The 20,855-nt window shown below is 69.4% G+C and carries 14 protein-coding genes; 6 read left to right on the plus strand and 8 right to left on the minus strand.

What is annotated here, in order from left to right; translation table 11 throughout:
• Positions 1-18 precede the first annotated feature (18 nt).
• Both G3M62_RS20350 and G3M62_RS20355 read right to left on the minus strand, forming a co-directional pair.
• Positions 19-969: a FecR family protein gene (locus tag G3M62_RS20350; protein WP_165190332.1), complete on the minus strand. Its 951-nt coding sequence runs from the start codon at positions 967-969 to the stop codon at positions 19-21.
• A complete protein-coding gene (locus G3M62_RS20355; RefSeq protein WP_165190334.1) occupies positions 933-1,514 on the minus strand; it encodes an RNA polymerase sigma factor in 582 nt (193 codons plus the stop codon). The genes G3M62_RS20350 and G3M62_RS20355 overlap by 37 nt, the downstream gene beginning before the upstream one ends.
• A gap of 154 nt (positions 1,515-1,668) precedes the next feature.
• Here G3M62_RS20355 and G3M62_RS20360 point away from each other — a divergent pair, with 154 nt between their 5' ends.
• The 4 genes from G3M62_RS20360 to G3M62_RS20375 all read left to right on the plus strand — a co-directional run bounded on the left by G3M62_RS20360 (position 1,669) and on the right by G3M62_RS20375 (position 7,067).
• Positions 1,669-2,364 (plus strand): helix-turn-helix domain-containing protein, encoded by a 696-nt coding sequence (locus G3M62_RS20360; RefSeq protein WP_165190336.1) that lies wholly within the window; start codon positions 1,669-1,671, stop codon positions 2,362-2,364.
• 46 nt (positions 2,365-2,410) lie between these two features.
• The gene (locus tag G3M62_RS20365; protein ID WP_165190338.1) at positions 2,411-3,094 is read left to right on the plus strand and encodes a class I SAM-dependent methyltransferase; all 684 of its coding nucleotides are present in this window, start codon (positions 2,411-2,413) and stop codon (positions 3,092-3,094) included.
• A 45-nt stretch (positions 3,095-3,139) separates the two neighbouring features.
• Positions 3,140-5,458, plus strand: coding sequence for an acyl-CoA dehydrogenase (locus G3M62_RS20370; RefSeq protein ID WP_165190340.1), 2,319 nt, complete (start codon positions 3,140-3,142; stop codon positions 5,456-5,458).
• A 253-nt stretch (positions 5,459-5,711) separates the two neighbouring features.
• On the plus strand, positions 5,712-7,067 hold the full coding sequence (locus G3M62_RS20375; protein WP_165190342.1) for a glycoside hydrolase family 53 protein: 1,356 nt from the start codon (positions 5,712-5,714) through the stop codon (positions 7,065-7,067).
• A 54-nt stretch (positions 7,068-7,121) separates the two neighbouring features.
• On the opposite strand, the gene G3M62_RS20380 is transcribed toward G3M62_RS20375, so the two are convergent.
• Complete coding sequence (locus G3M62_RS20380) at positions 7,122-7,832, minus strand: DUF899 family protein (protein WP_165190344.1); 711 nt, start codon at positions 7,830-7,832, stop codon at positions 7,122-7,124.
• A gap of 313 nt (positions 7,833-8,145) precedes the next feature.
• Here G3M62_RS20380 and G3M62_RS20385 point away from each other — a divergent pair, with 313 nt between their 5' ends.
• Entirely contained in the window at positions 8,146-10,851 is a 2,706-nt protein-coding gene (locus G3M62_RS20385) for a TonB-dependent receptor (protein WP_165190346.1), read from the plus strand.
• Positions 10,852-11,003: 152 nt separating this feature from the next.
• Positions 11,004-13,523, plus strand: a complete 2,520-nt coding sequence (gene galA, locus G3M62_RS20390) for a beta-galactosidase GalA (RefSeq protein WP_165190348.1) — start codon at positions 11,004-11,006, stop codon at positions 13,521-13,523.
• A 272-nt stretch (positions 13,524-13,795) separates the two neighbouring features.
• Here the strand turns inward: galA and G3M62_RS20395 are convergent, their stop codons facing one another.
• The 5 genes from G3M62_RS20395 to G3M62_RS20415 all read right to left on the minus strand — a co-directional run bounded on the left by G3M62_RS20395 (position 13,796) and on the right by G3M62_RS20415 (position 20,804).
• The gene (locus G3M62_RS20395; RefSeq protein ID WP_165190350.1) at positions 13,796-15,841 is read right to left on the minus strand and encodes a glycoside hydrolase family 97 protein; all 2,046 of its coding nucleotides are present in this window, start codon (positions 15,839-15,841) and stop codon (positions 13,796-13,798) included.
• Positions 15,842-15,965: 124 nt separating this feature from the next.
• A complete protein-coding gene (locus tag G3M62_RS20400) occupies positions 15,966-16,688 on the minus strand; it encodes a DUF6445 family protein (RefSeq protein ID WP_165190352.1) in 723 nt (240 codons plus the stop codon).
• Positions 16,685-17,716: a cupin-like domain-containing protein gene (locus G3M62_RS20405; RefSeq protein WP_246263352.1), complete on the minus strand. Its 1,032-nt coding sequence runs from the start codon at positions 17,714-17,716 to the stop codon at positions 16,685-16,687. The genes G3M62_RS20400 and G3M62_RS20405 overlap by 4 nt, the downstream gene beginning before the upstream one ends.
• 14 nt (positions 17,717-17,730) lie before the next feature.
• Complete coding sequence (locus G3M62_RS20410) at positions 17,731-19,215, minus strand: tryptophan 7-halogenase (RefSeq protein WP_165190356.1); 1,485 nt, start codon at positions 19,213-19,215, stop codon at positions 17,731-17,733.
• Positions 19,212-20,804: a tryptophan halogenase family protein gene (locus G3M62_RS20415; protein ID WP_165190358.1), complete on the minus strand. Its 1,593-nt coding sequence runs from the start codon at positions 20,802-20,804 to the stop codon at positions 19,212-19,214. The genes G3M62_RS20410 and G3M62_RS20415 overlap by 4 nt, the downstream gene beginning before the upstream one ends.
• Between the last annotated feature and the right edge of the window lie 51 nt (positions 20,805-20,855).

A 20,855-nucleotide genomic window follows, 5' to 3' on the forward strand; every position in this document is an offset into this window, starting at 1 on the left:
GGGAGCGGGGCAAAACCCCTATCGAGATTTAAGAAGAATTCGCGACGGTCCGTCCTCGATGATCCGTACACCGAAGGTCGTGCGCAGGGCGTCCAGGAAGCTGTCGGGATCGCCGGTCAGAAAGCGGCCGCCCAGGCGCAAGCTCCCGGCCTTGTCGTCGCCGATCACCAGCTTGCGGGTCAGGTAACGGTTGTATTCCTCGACAGCGGCCGACAAGGCCTGGCCCTCGAAGACGATCTCGCCGCGCCGCCACGCCTGGACCGCCTGGACGTCGGCCTCGGGCGTGGCGACCACGTCGATGTGGTGAGGCGTGACCTCCAAGGCCTGGCGGGCGTCGGCCGGGCCAGTCACCTGGGCCTGGGCCACGCCCGAGGCGGTCTCCACCGCCGCCCGGCCGGCCAACACGATCAGATCGAGGCCCGCCGGCCGCAGGCGGGCGTTGAACTGGCCAGCGGCCAAGCGGGCCAAGCCTTGCGAAGTGAACAGCTCGAACGGCCGCAGGCTGTCGTGGACAACCATCAGCGCCGCCTCGCCGCGCGACAGCCACAGCCGCCGGCGCTTGCGGTCGAACCGCCAGAAGACCTCGGTGTCGGTGTTGAGCTCGACCGAGCTGCCGTCGGGCAAGGCCAGGGTCCGGCGCTCGCCCACCCCGGTGACCACGCGGTCGCGCAGGAGGACGTCGCGGCCCAGCCAGGCGCCGCCGACAACGCTGGCCGCCAGGGCCGCGCCGCCGCTGGCCAGCCAGGCGCGGCGGCTGGGCTTGGGAACGGCGATGTCGTCGGCGCCGCGCAGGGCGTCCAGCCGGGTCCAGGCGCTGGCCACCTCGGCGAAGGCGGCGGCGCGGCGCGGATCGGCCTCGCGCCAGGCGTCCAGATCCTGTTCGGAAGCGCGGCCCGCGTCGAGCCGCGCCAGCCACAGCGAAGCCTCGGCGATCAATGCGTCTCTGTCTTGATCGCCCGGCTTGGCCATGAACTCGATCGTTTCTCGATACTGCGGCCATCGCCCGCGGCCAGGGCCTTGGTCAAGAGCTTCAGGCCCTTGGCCAGGTGTTTCTCAACTGTAGAGACGGACAAGTTCAACCTGACCGCTATCTGTCCAGGCGACAGGCCGTGCATTTTTCGCAAGGTCAGCACTTTTCGGCACTGGACGGGCAGGCGCTCCAGGGCCGCCAGCACCAGGTCCAGCTCCTGGCGGGCGCTGGTCACGGCATAGGCGTCCGGCGCGGGGTCGGGCAGAGCGTCCATCTCCAGCACCCCGATCTGACGGATGGCCACCACCTTGGCGCGGCGGAAACGTTCGAAGGCCAGGTTGCGGATGATGGTCATCACAAACCGCTCGGGCGCCTCCAGCCGCCGCCATTCGACGACGCCCAGCACCTTGGCGTAAGCCTCCTGCACCAGGTCCTCGGCGTCGCCCTCGTCGCCCACCAGCTTGCGGGCATAGGCCCGGTAGTTGGCCGCGTAGGGCAGGACGCTGGCGGCGAACCAGCGGTCGATGTCGCGTAGCCAAGCCATGGAAGACGTCCCGCCCCCTCATCGCGTCGCCAGGATTCCTTAAGGCGCTGAACTAGCCGCATCGTGTGTCGGTTTGCTGACAGGCCGCCGCCCTCTTGCCGACGGCGCTCAGGAGCCTAGGTGTGAGGGCGCGGCGAAGCGCGAGGACCCCGGCGTGACCGATCGACCCTGGCAAGGCCAGCTGGACCTGGGCGACCGCTGGGCGGTGTGGTCCGGCTCGATCGGCCACAGCGTTCCGCACCGCCACCTGGCCGCCCAGCTGGTGCTGGCCGAGACGCCGGTCAGCGTCCACGACGGCCTGGGCCGGCCGCACACCGCCCGGGCGGTGCTGATCGACCCCCTGGTGCTGCACCGACTGGAGCCGCACGACCAGGCGCGGCAGGTCTATATCGAGGCCGTGGCCCCCAGCGCCGAGGCCGTCGCCAGGCTGGCGAAACTGCGACCGCTGCCGGACCTGGTGATCCTGAGTTCGCCCAATCCGCGCCTGCAGGCCTGGCGACGGGTGCTGACCGATCCCGACGCGCCCCGCCCGCCGCCGCTGCCCGACAGCCTCCAGCGCTCCCTGGTCGTGGTCGACTCGCGCCTCGTCGACGGCCCGGTGCCCCTGGCCACGGCGGCGCGGGCGGCCGACCTGTCGCCCGAGCGCTATCGCCACCTGTTCGTCGAGGCCATGGGCCTGCCGTTCCGGCGCTACCTGCTGTGGCGACGCGTCGAGCAGGCCGTCGCGGCCCTGACGCGGGGCGACGACGTGACCACCGCGGCCCACGCCGCCGGCTTCGCCGACGCCGCCCATTTCGCCCGGACGCTGAAGGCGATGTTCGGCGTGACGGCGACGCAGATCCCGCTCTAGCCGCTACGTTCAAGCGCCTTCGTCCGCCGGCCGTCATCCTCACCCCATGACCGACACCCGCTCCCCCGATACCCGTCCCTATGTCCCGGCCCTGGGCCGTCCCGAGCTGACCGGGCTCTACGACCACGTCGTCGCCCTGGTGTCCCGCGAGCGGGTATGGCGCGCGGCGTTGCTGGCCCAGGTCGCGCCCCGGCCCGGCGAGACGATCCTCGACGTCGGCTGCGGCACCGGGGCCTTCGCGGTGATGCTGAAGACCGCCTGCCCCGGCGCGCGGATCATCGGCGTCGACCCCGACCCCGCCATCCTGGCCCTGGCCGCCGCCAAGGCGCTCAAGGCCGGGGTCGAGATCGAATGGCGCCAGGCCATGGGCGACCGGCTGGCCGACGTCGCGCCGGCGGGATCGGCGGACAAGGTGGTCTCCAGCCTGGTGCTGCACCAGTGTCCCCTGCCGATGAAGCAGGCCATCCTCGACGCCATGCACACGGCGCTGAAGCCGGGCGGCGCGATGGGGGTCGCCGACTACGGCCTGCAACGCACGGCCCTGATGCGGCTGCTGTTTCGCACCGTGCAGATGACCGACGGTTTCGCCCTGACCGAGCCCAACGCCAAGGGCGTGTTGCCGTCGCTGATGGCCCAGGCCGGCTTCGCGGCGATCGAGGAGCGGCGGGTGATCCCGACCCCGACCGGATCGATCTCGCTCCACACGGCCAGCCGCCCGCCGGAGCCGTAGCGGCCGCTGGGCGTTTGATGTCCATCGCATTGCAATGGTGGCGTCATGACCAGCTTCAATCTCCGTCGGGACCTGATCACCCGGCCGATCCTCCAATGGGCGCGCGGCGTGATGCCGGCCCTGTCCCAGACCGAACGTGAGGCGATCGACGCCGGCGACACCTGGTGGGACGCGGCCCTGTTCACGGGCGATCCGGACTGGAACAAACTGCTGGCCTTCCCGGCCGCCAAGCTGCGCCCCGACGAGCAGGCCTTCATCGACGGGCCGGTCAACACGCTGTGCGCCATGGTCAACGACTGGCAGATGACCTGGGAGACCCGCGACCTGTCGCCGGAGACCTGGGCCTATCTGAAGACCAACAAGTTCTTCGGGATGATCATCCCGAAGGAATACGGCGGCCTGGGTTTCAGCGCCTTCGGTCACGCCGAGATCGTCCGCAAGATCGCCACCCGCTCGGCCTCGGCGGCGGTGACGGCGATGGTGCCCAACAGCCTCGGCCCTGGCGAGCTGATCATGAAGTTCGGCACGCAGGCGCAGCGCGATCACTGGCTGCCGCGCCTGGCCGATGGCCGCGAGGTGCCGGCGTTTGGTCTCACCAGCCCCGAGGCGGGATCGGACGCCGGGGCCATGGTCGACGAGGGCGTGGTCTGTCGCGGCCAGTGGCAGGGCAAGGAGGTGCTGGGCATCAAGCTGAACTGGCACAAGCGCTACATCACCCTGGGCCCGGTCTGCACGGTGCTGGGCCTGGCCTTCAAGCTGAAGGACCCCGACCACCTGCTGGGCGACGTCGAGGACATCGGCATCACCTGCGCCCTGGTGCCGACCGATACGGCCGGAGTCGAGATCGGCCGCCGCCACCTGCCCGCCTTCCAGACGTTCCAGAACGGTCCCAACTGGGGCAAGGACGTCTTCATTCCGATGGACCTGGTGATCGGCGGGGCCGAGCGCGTGGGCCAGGGCTGGATGATGCTGATGACCGCCCTGGCGGCCGGGCGCGGGATCTCGCTGCCGGCCATGTCGGGCGCGGCGGCGGCGTTCAGCGCCATGACCACCGGCGCCTACGCCCGCATCCGCAGCCAGTTCCACGTGCCGATCGGCAAGTTCGAGGGCGTGCAGGAGCGCCTGGCCCGCATCGCCGGCAACGCCTACCTGCTGGACGGCGCGCGCCGCCTGACCTGCACGGGCCTGGACCTGGGCCACCATCCGTCGGTGATCTCGGCCCTGCTGAAGTCGGGCGCCACCGAGCGGATGCGGGTGGTGATCAACGACGCCATGGACGTGCACGGCGGCAAGGCGGTGATCGAGGGACCGCGCAACTACATGGGCTCGCAGTACCGGGCCATTCCGGTGGGCATCACGGTCGAGGGCGCCAACATCCTGACCCGCAGCCTGATGGTGTTCGGCCAGGGCGCGATCCGGGCCCATCCGTTCATGCTGCAGGAGATCCTGGCCATCGGCGAGGCGGACCGCGCCAAGGGCCTGGCCGACTTCGACGCGGTGTTCTGGAAGCACGTGGCCCACGCGGTGCGCACCGGCTTGCGGGCTTGGGGCCGTAGCTGGACCGGCGGGGCCTTCGCCCCGGCGCCGCAGGCCGGTCGGGCCAGTCCCTTCTATCGCAAGATGGGCCGCTACAGCGCCGCCTTCGCCCTGACCTCCGACATCGCCCTGCTGACCCTGGGCGGCGCGCTGAAGCGCAAGGAGATGCTGTCGGGCCGCCTGGGCGACATCCTGGCCGAGCTCTATTTCCTGTCGGGCGCCCTGAAGCGCTGGGAGGACGAGGGCCGCCAGGACGCCGATTTCCCGCTGCTGCAATGGTGCATGGACACGGGCTTCGCCACGATCGAGCAGCGCTTCGACGAGGTGTTCGCCAACCTGCCCAACCAACTGGCCGGCTGGCTGCTGCGGGCGGCGATCCTGCCGCTGGGGCCGCGTCGCCGGGGACCGTCTGACCGGGTGACCACCGCCTGCGCCGAACTGCTGCTGGCCCCCTCGGCCACCCGTGACCGACTGATCGAGAACGTCTATGTGGGCGGCCATGACGAGGCCGTGGGCCAGTTGATCGACGCCTTCGAACGGGTGGTCGCCACCCAGCCCATCCACGACCGCCTGCGCGCCCAGAAGATCCGGAACTGGAAGGACGGGGTCGAGGGCGGCTCGGTCTCGGCCGACGAGATCGCGGCGCTGGAAGCGGCCGACAAGGCCGTGGCGGCGGTGATCGAGGTCGACGACTTCGCCCACGACGGGCTGGCGATGCGGAGCGTCGCCGAAGCCCGGCCGGCGCGGCCGATCTGGACCGACGGCGTGGTCCAGCGCCCGGAACTCGACGTCGAGGAGCAACGGACGTTCAGCGGGGTGGAGCTGTAGATCTCGCCAAATTCTAAAGCCTCCCCCTGTGGGGGAGGCGATCGCGAAGCGATCGGTGGGGGGAGTTTTAGGGTCGTCGACCCGGGTAGCAGCTACCACCCGATCGCTCCCCCCTCCGTCGGCCTGCGGCCGACACCTCCCCCCACAGGGGGAGGCTTTGGGCCAAACCTTCGAACTCCGCGCTTGATTTATAATACTAATGCGGCAACCTTCCCCGCGCCCCAACGAGGGCGCGTCGTCGGAAGGAAACGTCATGCGGGGCAAACGCCGCTTCACCCTGGCTCTCGCCGCCAGCCTGATCAGCCTCACCGCGGCCCAGGCCGCCGAACCGCCGATCTATCTCGGCGTCGACATCTCCTACGCCAACGAGATGGACGACTGCGGCGCGGTCTATAGGTCCGGCGGCAATACCGTGGACCAGTACCCGTTCTTCAAGTCGGCCGGCGCCAACGTGGCGCGGATCCGCATCTGGAACGATCCGGACTGGACCAAGTATTCCAACCTCGCGGACGTGAAACGCAGCATCCGCCGCGCCAAGTCGGCCGGCATGCAGGTGCTGCTGGACTTCCACTATTCCGACGACTGGGCCGACGGCGACAAGCAGTTGGCCCCCAAGGCCTGGGCCAAGCTGTCGACACCCGATCAGGCCAAGGCGCTGTACGCCTTCACCCACGACACCCTGATCGAGCTGAACAAGGAGGGCCTGACGCCCGACCTCGTCCAGGTCGGCAACGAGACCAACGGCGAGATCGTCTCCAGCCTGGCCAAGGCCAAGGAACCCATCCACTGGGACCGCAACGCCCTGCTGTTCAACGCCGGCATCAAGGCCGTGCGCGACGTCGGCCGCGAGACCGGGACCCGGCCCCGGATCATGCTGCACATCGCCCAGCCCGAGAACGCCGAGCCGTGGTTCGAGGCGGCGACCAAGGCCGGCGTCACCGACTACGACATCATCGGCCTCAGCTACTATTCCAAGTGGTCCAAGCGCTCGATGGCCCAGTTGGGGCAGACCATCAACCGCCTGCGCCATAGTTATGCGGCCGACGTTCTGGTGGTCGAGACGGCCTATCCGTTCACCACCGAGAACGCCGACACGTCGCCCAATCTGCTGGGCGAGGACTCGCTGATCGCCGGCTATCCGGCCACCCCGGACGGGCAGAAGAAATACCTGGTCGACCTGACCCAGCTGGTCCTGGCCAGCGGCGGTACGGGCGTCTTCTACTGGGAGCCGGCCTGGCTCTCGACCAAGACCTGCGGCACCCGCTGGGGCAAGGGCTCCAACTGGGAAAACGCGGCGGTGTTCGACTTCAAGGGCCAGGACAACGGCAGCGCCGAAGGCTGGCTCAAGCACGCCTACGTCCTGCCGGTCGAGGTGACGTTCAAGGCCAAGGCGACGGGAACCACCGCCTTCATCGACGGCGACTTCCTGGGCGGCGTCGGGCCCCGCCCGATGACCCGCGAGGGCGACGCCTTCGTCTACCGCACGCGGCTGATACCGGGCACGTCGGTGACGATGGCCACGGCTCCAACGGCGGCGGCTGTGGCCGACGCACCGGCGGTGACGGCGACGGTGGGGCAAAAGGCCAGCGTGGTGCGGGTGGAGGAGTAAACATCAAGCCCCTCTCTCTTAGAGAGAGGGTTTCGTGGGGCGCTCGAAAGCCTCCTATTTGTAATCCAAGCTCGGATACCAATCCCCGCCGCGCCCTTCCGGGGTCATGTCCAAGAAGTTCCACAGCGGCACCAGGTCCGGCGCGCCGCGCGGGTCCTGGCCGGGGTCGGCGCTGTCGCCGGTCATCTCGCCGGACCAGAAGTGGCGGACGGTCCCATCGCGGCGGGAGAAGACATTGTAGGCCGGGATCTCGTCGCCGTTCGGCAGCACCCCGAAATAGTCCCGGGAATAGTTACCGTTCAGGTCGGTGTAGAGCCGCAGATTGCGCCAGCCGCGCTCGGCCTTGAAGGCCAGCAGCTTGTCGAGCGGCGAGCGGGCCACCACCGCCAGCGACATGCGCTGGTCGAGGTCGGCGGCGTTGGCGTCCAGCGGACCCAGCAGGGCCGTGCACATCGGACAGGGCCGCGCGCGCTGCGGACCGAACATGTAGCTGTAGACGCCCAGGGTTTCCTTGTCGCGGAACAGGCCGGCGAAGTCGACGACGCCCTCCTCGCCCTGGAACTGGTAGTCGCCGGTCACCGGTCCGCCCGGCGGCAGGGCGCGGCGCTGCTCGGCCACGCGCTCGAGATGGCGGCGCAGCTCCAGCTCCTCGGCTAGCAGGGCCGTGCGGGCGGCGCGGTATTCGGGGCTTTCGTTGGGAAACCGCACCGGCCCGCGCGCGGCGAGCTCGGCGGCGGAGGTGAGGGTCTCGGTTCGGGCGTCCATTGGGGGCGGCCTCCATTTCCTGACATCAACATAACCAAGGACGAAGCAGGCGGGTTCTTTCCGACACGGTGAAACGCTGAATTTAGGCGCTCCCACGGCCAAGGCTTGCCATGTGTGATTGATATGATAAATAGCGGTTCTCGCTCGGCGCCAGACGCCGGGACGTGAGCGCTCGTCAGAAGCGCGCCGGCGCGGTCCACGCGCCCACCTCGGTCGGCCGCTCTTTTTCGCGCCGACGAGCCAAACAGATCACAACACAGAGCAGCCGCGTCTTCTCAAGAACGCGGCGCCGTCGTCCCTGGGGGAACATAGGATGTCTCACTACAAGCTACTCGCCGCCGCCAGCGGTCTGGCCCTGATGGCCGCCGCGGCCAGCGCCCATGCGCAAAGCACACCCGCGCCCGCCGCCCAAGCCGAGTCCGCCCAGGTCGACGAAGTCGTCGTCACCGGCGTGCGCAAGAGCCTGCGCGAGGCCCTGGACGTCAAGCGCGGCTCCGACAAGGTGGTCGAGGCCATCTCGGCCAAGGACATCGGCGTGCTGCCCGACGTGACGATCGCCGAGTCGATCGCCCGCCTGCCCGGCGTCAACGCCACCCGCGACCGCGGCAACGACAGCCAGGCCGTCGTGCGCGGCCTGGGCGCCCGCCTGGTGCTGGGCACCGTCAACGGCCGCGAAGTCGCCTCGACCGAACCCGACCGCAACGTCCGCTGGGAAATCTACCCCTCGGAAGTCGTCCAGGGCGTGCAGGTCTACAAGTCGCAGTCGGCCGACCTGATCGCCGGCGGCGTGGCCGCGACGATCAACATCGACACCATCGCCCCGCTCGACTATCGCGGCCCCGAATTCGTCGTGCGCGCCGGCCCCGTCTATTACGACGGCGGCAAGGACATCCCCAACTACGGCCAGACCGGCTACCGCGCCTCGGGCTCGTGGGTGCACAAGCTGAACGACGACCTGGCCTTCGTCCTGGGTCTGACCAGCCAGAAGCAGAAGAACGGCTACACCTCGTTCCAGGGCTGGGGCTACAACGACTCGGTCATGCGCCAGCCCGAGGGCGCCAGCGACTACAGCGGCGACCTGAACGGCGACGGCAAGGTCGATCCCACCCCGTGGGGCATGCAGCTGGAGATCAAGAAGATCGACCAGAAGCGCAACGGCGTGTCGACCGGCCTGCAATGGAAGCCGACCGACCACTTCGAGCTGAAGGCCGACGTCCTCTATTCCGACATCAAGATCACGGAAAACCAGGACCAGCAGATCTACGCCCAGAACATGGGCAACTGGAACAACGGCAACTGGGGCGACTACAACAACCCGGCCGCCCACTACACCCTGATCAATGGCGACGTGGTCGCCGCCACCCTGCCCTACGCCGCCGTCACCTCGGTGATCGCGCGCTATACCGAGGACAAGAAGCTGTGGGCCGGCGGGCTGAACGGCAAGTGGACCAACGACGCCTGGACCGTGGCCGGCGACGTCTCCTATTCGAACGCCGAGCGGACCAACAACTGGCGAGCCGTGCGCACCGAGGTCTATCCGGCCTCGCTGACCTATGACACCCGCGCCGGCGTCAAGCCCAGCGTCACCACCACCGAAGACCCCACCAAGCTGGCCCAGGTGGCCCCCAGCTATCGCGGCGGCCAGAACGACGGCCTGGAGCACCTGAACGACGAACTGGTCGCCGGCGCCCTGGACTTCACCCGCGACTTCAGCGGCGGCGCGTTCAAGAGCTTCCAGTTCGGCGCGCGCTATTCCGACCGGGTCAAGGACCACGACCAGTCCAGCTGGGCGACCTGCCCCAACCCGGGCAACCTGGCGGTCAACGATCCGGCCGTGAAGGACGAGTGGGGCAACTGCCTGCAGTCGGTCACCCTGCCCGCCAGCCTGTTCACCTCGTACAACATCAGCAGCTTCAACGTGCCCGCCATCCTGACGGGCGACCTGGACGCCATCGCCAAGGCCGCCTACGGCGACCACGGCTTCGACTACGCCAACGCCGCCGACAACCTGGCCCAGCGCTGGCGCGTCCACGAGAAGGTGGCCGAGGCCTATGGCAAGCTGAACTTCGCCGCCGACAGCGTGGCCGGCGCCTGGATGACCGGCAATGTCGGCGTGCGCGTGGTCAGCACCAAGACCGACAGCGACGGCTATCGCCAGAACCCGGGCCTGGCGACCTTCTCGGCCGTCTCGGTCGGCAACGACTATACCGACGTGCTGCCCAGCGCGAACGTCAAGCTGGACTTCGACCAGGGCCGGGTGCTGCGCTTCGGCCTGGCCCAGGTGGTGGCCCGTCCGCCGCTGGACGAGCTGCGCGCCAGCCGCACCCTGACCACCTGGTCGCCCTATACCGGCTCTGCCGGCAATCCCGACCTGAAGCCGTTCAAGGCGATCCAGTTCGACGCCTCTGCCGAGTGGTACTTCCGCCCCGAAAGCCTGATCGCCGCGTCCTACTACTACAAGGACGTCGACACCTATATCGGCTGGAAGCAGACGCCCGAGACCTACAACGGGATCACCTACGCGGTGTCGAGCCCGGTCAACGGCGGCGGCGGCTACATCCAGGGCCTGGAACTGACCTTCCAGACGCCGTTCTTCTTCCTGCCGGGTCCGCTCAGCAAGTTCGGCGTCTATTCGAACTACGCCTATGTCGACTCCAACCTGAAGGAGTTCCAGCCGGTCACCAAGCCGCTGTCCCTGACGGGTCTGGCCAAGAACACCGTCACCCTGGACCTGTGGTACGCCAACGGCCCGATCGAGGCTCGCCTGGGCTACAAGTACCACAGCCCGATGACCGTGATTTACGGCTGGAGCGGCGCGGACCTGCAGACCCTGGAGTCGGAAAAGACCCTCGACTTCAGCACGTCCTACCAGGTCACCAAGGCCGTCGGCGTGCGCTTCCAGGTCAACAACCTGACCAACGAGCGCCTGCGGATGTATCGCGACAACACGCCCGACCGTCTGGGCCGCTACGACCTCTACGGCCGTCGCTACATGATGGACGTGACCGTGAAGTTCTAACCCTTTCCGCCACCTCTCTTCCTGCGAGGGGTGGCGGCGGCGGTCCTGCACCGCCAAGCTGGATTCATCACTCCTCCCCGATGATCCTGCGTGCTGGGGAGGAAGCGCAGCCCGCTTCCTCCCCCTTTTTTTGCTTTCCGCGTGAGGGACCCATGGTCGATTTCAGCCGCCGCCAAGCTTTGGCCGCCACCGCCGGCGCCGCCGCCCTTGTCAGCGCCGCGTCTGCCGCCCGCGCCGCCGCGCCCAAGGCCAAGACCTCCGACGCGCTCGCCCCGCTTCCCGCCATCGACCTGGCCCCGCGCGAGCGCCTGTCGCTGGACTTCGACTGGCGCTTCAAGCTGGGCCACGCCCAGGACCCGGCCCGCGACTTCGGCTTCGGGGCCAACCAGCGCACCTTCGCCAAGGCCGGCGCGACCGCCGCCAACTGGCAGGTCAGCCAGCTGTCCGACCCCGCCTTCGACGCCAGCGCCTGGGCGCCGGTGACCCTGCCCCACGACTGGGGCGTGGAGCTGCCGTTCGTCGACAACCCCGCCTATGTCCCGTCCGGCAAGCCCGACGACGAGGACCTGCGCGCCGCCCACGGCTACAAGCCCCTGGGCCGCGAGTTCCCCGAGACCAGCGTCGGTTGGTACCGCAAGACTTTCGCCCTGCCCGCCGCCGACGCCGGCAAGCGGCTGTCGATTGAGTTCGACGGCGCCTTCCGCGACGCCACGGTCATCGTCAACGGCTACATCCTCGAGCGCGAGGACAGCGGCTACAGCCCGTTCCGCGTCGACATCACCGACATCGCCAATCTCGGCGCCGACAACAGCCTGGTAGTCCGAGTCGACGCCAGCTTGGGCGAGGGCTGGTTCTACGAGGGCGCGGGGCTCTATCGCCACGTCTGGCTGGTCAAGACCGCGCCGGTGCACGTGCCGCAATGGGGCGTGTTCGTCCGCGCCAAGGTCGACGGGACGTTGTCGATCGATACGGACCTAGTCAACGAGGGCGACGCCCGGGCCGACTACGAGGTCGCCCACACCGTGCTCGACGCGGCCGGCAAGCCGGTGCTGGCCCCCGCCCCGGCGGCGGGCCGCCTGCCGGCCTGGGAGCGCCAGTCGCTGTCGCTGACCGTGTCGCTGGCCAGCCCCGTCCTGTGGTCGCTGGAAAACCCGCACCTCTACAGCCTGGTCACCGAGGTGAAGGTCGGCGGCGCCGTGGTCGACCGCTATGTCACCTGCTTCGGCGTGCGCTCACTGGAATTCAGCGGCGCCAAGGGCTTCCTGCTGAACGGCCAGCCGGTGAAGCTGAAGGGAACCTGCAACCACCAGGACCACGCCGGCGTCGGGGCGGCCATCCCCGACGCCCTGCAGGTCTGGCGGCTGGAGCAGCTGAAGAGCATGGGCTGCAACGCCTATCGCGCCTCGCACAATCCGCCCACGGTCGAACTGCTGGACGCCTGCGACCGCCTGGGCATGGTGGTGATCGACGAAACCCGCCGGATGTCCAGCGACTCCACCTCGCTGGACGAGCTGGAGCGCATGGTCCGCCGCGACCGCAACCACGCGTCGGTGATCCTGTGGTCGATCGGCAACGAGGAACCGCAGCAGGGCACGGCGCGCGGCGCCAAGGTGGCGACCACCATGAAGCGGCTGGTCAATCGCCTCGACCCGACCCGCCTGGTCATCGCGGCCATGGACTCCGGCTTCGGCGAGGGCATCAGCGCCGTCATCGACGTCCAGGGCTTCAATTATCGCCACGAGAAGATGGACGACTTCCACGCCCGCTTCCCGAACGTGCCGGTCATCGGCACCGAGAGCGCCAGCACCGTGGCCACGCGCGGCGAATACGCCCGCGACGACGCCAAGCTGTACGTGCCGGCCTACGACACCGAGCACCCCTGGTGGGCGACCACGGCCGAGAAGTGGTGGAGCCACGCGGCCGACCGTCCGTGGATGGCCGGCGGCTTCATCTGGACCGGCTTCGACTATCGCGGCGAGCCGACGCCTTTCAACAAGTGGCCCAGCATCAGCTCGCACTTCGGCGCGCTCGACACCTGCGGCTTCCCGAAGGACAACTACTATTACTACTGCGCCTGGTGGCGGCCCGAGCCGCTGCTGCACCTGTTGCCGCACTGGAACTGGGAGGGCCGCGAGGGCCAGCCGATCGCGGTCTGGGCGCACAGCAACTGCGACAAGGTCGAGCTGTTCCTGAACGGCAAGAGCCAGGGCGTGCGCGACGTGGTCGCCAACCACCACGTCGAGTGGTCCGTCCCCTACGCGCCGGGCGTGATCGAGGCCCACGGCTACAAGGGCGGCAAGGTCATCCTGCGTGAACGCCGCGAGACGGCCGGTCCGGCCGCCAGCCTGCGCCTCACCACCGACCGTTCGCGCCTGGCCGCCGACGGCCAGGACGTGGCGATCCTCAAGGTCGAGGTGCTGGACGCCAAGGGCCGCCCCGTACCCCGCGCCGACGATCTCGTGACCTTCGCGGTGACAGGCCCGGGCCAGGTGATCGGTGTCGGCAACGGCAACCCGACCAGCCACGAGGCCGACGTGGCCAGCCAGCGTAAGGCGTTCAACGGCCTATGCCAGGCGATCGTCCGCACACGGCGCGGCCAGGCCGGCGAGCTGCGCGTGACGGCCTCGGCGGCGGGGCTGAAGGCGGCGACGGTGAACGCGACGGCGGGGTGAGCCTACCCAACACTGTCATCCCGGGCGTAGCGCAGCGAAGACCCGGGACCGACGCGTGAACTCAGCGCTTCGGGTCGGTCCCGGATCGGCGCGCTACGCGCTGGTCCGGGATGACAACCGTTTTCAGCCCCAAACCACCGCTCATCCCGGCGAATGCCGGGACCCAGATCCCTTAGCGGTGTGGCTGATTGGAGAGGCTCGGAACTCTTGGCGTCAGCCTCAAAGCCATTCCATCTGGGTCCCGGCGTTCGCCGGGATGAGCGGATTTAGATCTAATCCAGCGCCTTGAACCGCACCGCCGTCCCACCGCCCGGAGCCATGTCGAACTCCAGCGAATCCTTGCTGGTCACCATCTTCTTCGACACCGTCAGCGGCGTGGTGTTGGTGATGTAGTTCGCGCCCGGACCATCGGCGTAGATCTGGGCCTCGTAGCGCTTGCCCGGGGCCAGGAAGTCCAGCTTCTGGGTCAGCTTGCGGGCCGTCTCGTCGGTCAGGGCGCCCAGGTACCAGTCCTTGCCGCCGCGCGGCTGGCGGGCCACCACCACGTAGTCGCCGATTTCGCCCTGCAGGGTTTTGGACGTCTCCCAGTCGGTGGGCACGTCCCGGATGAACTGGAAGGCGTCGGGCCGGGCCTCGTAGTTCTCCGGCAGGTCGGCCGCCATCTGGATGGGACTGTACAGCACCACGTACAGCGCCAGCTGCACCGCCAGGGTCGACTGGCCGCGGCGGGTCAGCACGGTCTTGCCGTGCACCACGTCGAAGATCCCCGGCGTGAAGTCCATCGGCCCGCCCAGCATGCGGGTGAACGGCAGGATCACCGTGTGCTCGGGCGGGTTGGTGGGGTCGCCCCAGGCGTTGAACTCCTGACCCCGCGCGCCCTCGCGGCTCAGCATGTTAGGCCAGGTGCGGCGCAGGCCGGTGTCCTTGACCGGCTCGTGGGCGTCGATCGAGATGTGATGCTCGGCCGCCACCTGGGCGACGTGCAGGTTGTGGCGCACCATGTACTGGCCGGCGAACCACTGCTGCTCGCCCGCCTGATCGACGATCGTGCCGCTGTGGCGCACATAGCCGGTCTTCACCTGCGAGATGCCGACGCTCTCGTACAGCGTCATGGCGTCTTCCAGCTGGGCCTCGTAGTTGGGCACCGCTCCGGCCGTCTCGTTGTGACCGATCAGCCTGACGCCCTTGGACTTGCCGTAGTCGGTGACCGCCTTCAGGTCGAAGTCCGGATAGGCCTTGGTGAAGCTGAAGGTCTCGCCGTGGCTGATCCAGTCGCCGTCCCAGCCCTCGTTCCAGCCTTCCACCAGCACGCCGTCGAAGCCGTACTTGGCCGCGAAGTCCATGTAGCGCTTGGTGTTCTCGGTGTTGGCCCCATGCTTGGGACCGCTGCCCCAGGTGGACCGCTCCAGGTGCATCTCCCACCAGATCCCGACATACTTGCCCGGCTTGATCCACGAGGTGTCGGCGATCTTGCTGGGCTCGTTGAGGTTCAGCTCGATGCGGCTGTCGGCCAGGGCGCCGGCCGTCTCGCCGATCAGCACCGTGCGCCAGGGCGTGGTGAAGGGACCGGTCTTCTTCGCCAGCGTTCCGTCCTGCCACGGCATCAGCTTGGCTTTGTAGGTTCCCGCCCCGTCGCCGGCCAACAGCATGCTGGGGAAGTCGACCAGGGCCGCCTCGTGGAACGACAGATAGAGCTTGCTGTCCGACCGGCGCAGGGTCAGCGGCGTCTCGGCCACGGTGATCCGGCGCGCGTCGGTCTGCTTGTAGAGGTACTCGTCGCGCTCCTGGCCGAAACCCTCGTACCACCAGGCGTCATAGGCTCCGATCGGCTTGAAGGCCGTGCGCTCGTCGGTGACGGCGACGTTTTGCCCGGCCGGAATGGCGCCATAGGCGTAGCGGAAGCCCAGGCCGTCGTCGAACAGCCGGAAGGTCACCTCGAAGGTCTTGCTCAGCGCCGTGTCGCCGGCCAGCGAGACGGTCAGCTCCGAATGGTTGTCGCGGATCACCCGCTGCTCGCCCCAGGGCTGCTCCCAGGTCGTGTCCGAGGCGGCGCGCTTGGCGGCCGTCAGGGCGGTGATCCGGGCGGCCGGTTCGCCGGCGAAGGTCAGGCCCAGGGGCGCGGGGGCCAGGACCAGCTTGCCGCCGCGCGACACCTCGTAGAAGGCCCCGCCGTCCTGGGTGAACACACAGACCTCGATCACCTTGCCGGGCGACTGGGCGCACTCGCGGCCACCGTCTTGGGCCGCGGCGGCCGCGACGGCGGGGGCGGCCAGGGCGCTCAGCAGCAGGCCGAACAGGGCCGGGGTTCGCAACATCATCGAACGGTCTCTTTCGTCAGAATGAAAAAGCGCGTCTCGGCTCCGCAGGAGAAAGCCGAGACGCAGGGGAGGGCTCGTGGCGCGGCCCGTGATCGGGCGGCGAAGGGGAAGGACGCGCGGCGCATCAGGGCGTCACCGCCTCGATGAAACCGTTGGCGGTCAGGCGGCCGGCCGCGGGATGACGCGCGCCGCCTTCAGGACCCAGCAGGGCCGAGTGCAGCACGTGGTTGCGGTAGACGATCAGCCGGTTGAACACCCCGTCGGCCTGGCCGATCAGGTCGTAGTCGGCCATGTCGGCGCCGGCATAGGCGGGCGCGCCGGCGCCGCGCGCGGCCAGCTGGGCCTGGGCGAGGTCGACATAGGCGCCGTGGCGGTCGTGGTCGACGCTCTCGAACCCCGTGGCCTTGTGGCGGAAGAAGCCGGTGCCGCCGTGCTCGCCCCGGCCCAGATAGTGGACCATGGCCAGCCGATGCGGATCGGGCGAGTCGTGGTGCGGAATCTTCTGGATCGGCTCGGCCTCGCCGGCCGGCGTCGTCGCCAGGGCGAAGAAGCCGAAATATTTCAGCAGCGCCTCGCCCGGCAGGCCGAACGCGGCCTCGATCGGGCCGCGCAGGGTGGTGACCACGGTGCGATAGTACGCCTCCGGCAGGGGCGCGTTCAGCCCCGGATAGTGGGTGTGCTCGGGCGTGTAGAATTCCGCCGCGCGGGCGGCGTCGATCATGGCGTCCGGGTCGGCCAGCACGTCGTCGACGACCAGCAGCGGCTGCTGCTCCGCGCCGATCCGCTGGAGCTGGACGCGGATGCTGGGCCCGATCAGCAAGGGGGGAACGGCGAGCGCCACGGTCATGCGCCGCCCTTCAGGAAGGCCATCTTCAACTGGCGCCCTAGCGCGGCGCGGAACGACGGGGTCATCGGGCCCAGCGCGCCCTTCAAGGCCTCCGGGATGTGGGCCACAGCCTCGCCGTCGGCGGCGAAGACGTAGGCGTCGAACATCGCCTTCCAGTAGGCGCGCTCGCCCGGCGGCAGGTCCTTGAAGGCCAGCAGCGCGGTCAGGAAGACATCGTTGGCCCGCTCCAGCCCCGCGCCCGTGTCGCCCCACCACCAGTTGACCATGGCGTTGTAGGGTTCGAGCGAGGTGACGTGGTGCCACCAGTATTTCGGCACGAACAGCGCGTCGCCGGGCTCCAGCCAAGCGACCTGGGCGGCCGCGTAGGCCTCGCGATAGCGCGGGAAGCGCGCCAGGTCCGGAGTTTCCGGATCGACCAGCGACAACGGCGGCGGATTGTCCAGCGGGCCGACATAGAGGTTGGCGACCTGCGTCGGCGGGAACAGCATGAACCGGCGACGGCCGGCGATCACGCAGGCCAGGTTGTGGTCGCGATCGTTGTGGGTCTGGGTGCGCACCGCGCCGCCCACCCACAAGCGCGGCGTCACTTGCGGCCGCATTAGCGGCATGGGGTTGTCGCGGACGAACTGCGGAAGGTGCGTGGCCAGGGGCAGCATCTGGATGGCGACGAACGGCGCGTCCGGATCGCCCAGCAGGCGCGCGATGCGGTCCAGGGTCTCGCCGATCCCCGCCTGGCGCTTGGAGAAGGCGAACTCGCGCAGGTCGGCGCCATAGCCGAAGCGGCCGCCGCTGGCCGCCGGAGCCTCCATCACCGGGGCCGGCGCGCCGGTGTCCATGGCCTTGAGATAGGTGTTCAGCGCGGCGGGCGATTGGCGGCCAGCGGCCAGGGCCGGCCAGGCGTCGAGCAGCCCCTTGATCACCAGCGGCTGTTCGGCCTGGACCACGGCCTCGAACGCGGCCGACGAGCACGGGCCGACGGCCGCCACCCTGGGCAGGGCGTCGATGTCGAGGCGGTCGTCCGCGATCATCCCGCTCCCGTCCATCAGCAGACGCTTTCCAGATAGAGATCGTGGGTCGGCTGCTTCAGCACCTGGTCCTTGATGAACGACAGGATGCGCCGGAACTCGCCTTTCACCGTCTCGGGCGGCGTGCGGTCGATGGACGGGGCGTAGGTCTCCGGCGTCAGGCCGTGGCCGGTCAGCAGGGCCCGCCAGCTGTCGGCGACGAAGGTCTCGTGCTCGGACGGCGGGATCTCGCCACGCGCCTGGAAGGTGGCGATCTTGTGGGCCAGGACGTCGGAGACCTTGGCCGCGCGAGCCCGATCCCAGAACGGGGCCTTGGCGTAGCGATTGGCGACGTAGTGGGCCGACTGGAAGTCACACAGGCGTTCGAAGACCTCGGCCATGGCGGCGTTGTAGGCGGCGCGCTCGGCGCCGAACTGGCCGCTGACCGGGAACAGCGACAGCAGGTGCACCAGCCCCAGCTGCACGACCTGCAGCTCGACGCCGTGGACCGGATCGAAGGCGCAGGCCGCCTCGCCGATCGCCACGCAGTTGCCGGCCCAGGCCTGGGCGCGGCGACCGGGGTCGCTGATCGAGACGACGGCGTCGGACAGGGGCTGGCCAGTGATGCGGTTCGCCAGCTCCAGGGCCTGGTCGTCCGCACACAGATCGCCAGCATAGACCTGGATCACGTGGGTCGCGGCCTGGCTGGGATAAAGCCCCATCCAGCCCCGCGCCCAGGCCCGGATGTCGGCATAGGGCGGCAGGGAGTCGAAGCGCGGCGCCTGGGCGCGCAGGATCCGGTCGGCGGGGAAATGATCGCGCCAGCTCTCGCGGGCCACGCCCAGGGCGGCCATCAGCGCGCCCTCGCCGCCCGTCGCGTCGACGAACAGATCGCCCGCGATGCGGCGGCCTTCGCCCAGGTCGAGCGCGGCGATGTCGCCGGTCTCGGGATCCAGCGCCGGCGCGACGGCCAGGGCCTGGTGACGCGCCACGCCCAGGCGAACGGCCAGGGTCTTGAGGCTGGCGACGTAGGCCAGGGCCGGCAGGTGGTAGCCGTAGTCCGTGCGGCCGAAGACCTCGGTCTCCTCGTCGGGCAGCAGCATGCGGCCCTGGCGGGCGGCGGCGGCGGTCAGCGAGAAGTCCTCCAGCGCCACGTTCAGCCCCAGGCCCCGGGCCTTCAGCCAGAACGGGAAGAAGTCGCCGCCGTCGATCGGCGCGCCATAGGCGCCGTGAGCATGGAAAAAGGCCGGGGTCGCGCCCGAGGCGTCGACGAAGTTCTGGCCCAGCGAGAAGGCGCCGCGCGTGGCGCGCAGCAGGGCCGCCTCGTCCAGGCCCAGCAGGCCGTGCAAGGCCTCCAGCGGCGGCAGGCTGGCGTGGACGTCGGCCGCGCCCAGCCGGGTGGGCAGCTCGACGGCCGTGACCGTCACCCCGGCCGGGCGCAGGGCGGCGCGCAGCACGCAGGCCGACAGCCACAGGGCCGCGTCGCGCCCCACTAGGACGATGCTGTTGGGCGCGCCGCTCATGACGCCACGCGCGCCAAGGGCGCCGCCGCGACCGTCTCGCCCGGCGCGTAGCGGGCCAGGAAGTCGGCATGCGCGGTCATGGTGGCGACATTGCCGTCGATGCGGGTCTTCAGATCGCGGAGCTTCGCCTCGAGACCGTCGAGCGGCAGGCTCTCGGCCAGGCGGTCATGGGCGCGGGGCGTCAGCCCCTGCCCCTCCAGCACCGACAGCCAGCTGTCGCGCGAGAACAGACCGTACTGGTAGTCCGGCAGGGCGCCGCGGGCCTCGAACAGCGCGATCTTGGCGGCCAGGCTGTCGGGGATGGCCATGGTGCGCACATGGTCCCACAGCGGCTGGCCGAACCGGCTGTTGGCGCGATAGTGCAGGATCAGGAAATCACGGATCCGGTCGTACTGCAGCGCGAACAGCCGGTTGAACTCGGCGATCAGCCGAGGGTCCATGCGCTCGCCTTCGCCCAAGGTCGAGATCGGCGTCGGCATCAGCCTGACCAGGTCGAGCACGGCGGTCTGGATCAGATAGATGCTGGTCGATTCCAGCGGCTCCAGGAAGCCGCTGGCCAGGCCCATGGCCACGACATTGCCGCGCCACCCCACGGCCCGCCGACCGGCCTTGAACCGCAGCAGCCGAGGCTCGTCCAGCGCCTGGCCGTCCAGCTTGGCCAGCAGGGCCTCGCGCGCCTGGTCCTCGTCCAGGAAGGCGCTGGAGAACACGTAGCCGTTGCCGGTGCGGTGCTGCAGAGGAATGCGCCAGCGCCAGCCGCCGGTGTCGGCCGTCGCGCGGGTGTAGGGCGTCAGGCCGTCGCCGCCGGTCGCGCAGGGCACGGCCAGGGCGCGGTCGCAGGGCAGCCAGTGGCCCCAGTCCTGCCACGCCACGTCCATCTGGCCGCCCAGCAGCAGCGAGCGGAAACCGGTGCAGTCGATGAAGAGGTCGCCCCGGATCGTCGCGCCCGACTTCAGGATCAGGCTCCGGACATGGCCGCTGTCGCCGTCGCGAGCGATGTCGGCGACCAGGCCCTCGATCCGCGTCACGCCCCGCGCGGTGGCCCAGCGGCGCAGGAAGCCGGCATAGAGGCTGGCGTCAAAATGGTAGGCGTAGGCATAGGTCGAGCGGATCGACTTGCCGCCCTGGTTGGGAAATTCGAAGGCGTTGGCCCGGCACGCGGCCACGGCGTAGGAATAGGCCTGCAGCGGCGCGACCTCGCGCCCGGCCAGCCTGGCCCGCGTCCAGTGATGCTGGAAGTCGACGCCGTTCCACGGCTCGCCGAACGTGCCGAACGGGTGGATGTAGCGGTCGCCGGCCTGGTTCCAGTCGCGGAACTCGATGCCCAGCTTGATGGTCCCCTGCGTCTCGCGCAGGAACTGGGCCTCGTCGATCCCCAGAAGGTCGTTATAGGTCTTGATGTGCGGCAGGGTGGCTTCGCCGACCCCCACCGTGCCGATCTCGTCGGACTCGACCAGGGTGACGTTATAGGCCTTGGGATCCAGCAGCCGCGCCAGGCCGGCCGCGCACATCCAGCCCGCCGTGCCGCCGCCGACGATCACGACCTTCAGGGCCGCCGCCCCACCTTCCCGGGCTTTGTCTGTCTGCATGGTCGGGCCTCCCGTTTACGCCGAAGCCCGCGCCGCCGCGAAAGACGCGAC

Origin of the sequence: Caulobacter soli (assembly GCF_011045195.1) — a bacterium.
Lineage (GTDB): Bacteria > Pseudomonadota > Alphaproteobacteria > Caulobacterales > Caulobacteraceae > Caulobacter > Caulobacter soli.

Coding starts and splice junctions, on each gene's coding strand:
- G3M62_RS20350 (WP_165190332.1), bottom strand. CDS start 969: ATGGCCAAGCCGGGCGATCAAGACAGAGACGCATTGATCGCCGAGGCT.
- G3M62_RS20355 (WP_165190334.1), bottom strand. CDS start 1,514: ATGGCTTGGCTACGCGACATCGACCGCTGGTTCGCCGCCAGCGTCCTG.
- G3M62_RS20365 (WP_165190338.1), top strand. CDS start 2,411: ATGACCGACACCCGCTCCCCCGATACCCGTCCCTATGTCCCGGCCCTG.
- G3M62_RS20370 (WP_165190340.1), top strand. CDS start 3,140: ATGACCAGCTTCAATCTCCGTCGGGACCTGATCACCCGGCCGATCCTC.
- G3M62_RS20375 (WP_165190342.1), top strand. CDS start 5,712: ATGCGGGGCAAACGCCGCTTCACCCTGGCTCTCGCCGCCAGCCTGATC.
- G3M62_RS20380 (WP_165190344.1), bottom strand. CDS start 7,832: ATGGACGCCCGAACCGAGACCCTCACCTCCGCCGCCGAGCTCGCCGCG.
- G3M62_RS20385 (WP_165190346.1), top strand. CDS start 8,146: ATGTCTCACTACAAGCTACTCGCCGCCGCCAGCGGTCTGGCCCTGATG.
- galA (WP_165190348.1), top strand. CDS start 11,004: ATGGTCGATTTCAGCCGCCGCCAAGCTTTGGCCGCCACCGCCGGCGCC.
- G3M62_RS20395 (WP_165190350.1), bottom strand. CDS start 15,841: ATGATGTTGCGAACCCCGGCCCTGTTCGGCCTGCTGCTGAGCGCCCTG.
- G3M62_RS20400 (WP_165190352.1), bottom strand. CDS start 16,688: ATGACCGTGGCGCTCGCCGTTCCCCCCTTGCTGATCGGGCCCAGCATC.
- G3M62_RS20405 (WP_246263352.1), bottom strand. CDS start 17,716: ATGATCGCGGACGACCGCCTCGACATCGACGCCCTGCCCAGGGTGGCG.
- G3M62_RS20410 (WP_165190356.1), bottom strand. CDS start 19,215: ATGAGCGGCGCGCCCAACAGCATCGTCCTAGTGGGGCGCGACGCGGCC.
- G3M62_RS20415 (WP_165190358.1), bottom strand. CDS start 20,804: ATGCAGACAGACAAAGCCCGGGAAGGTGGGGCGGCGGCCCTGAAGGTC.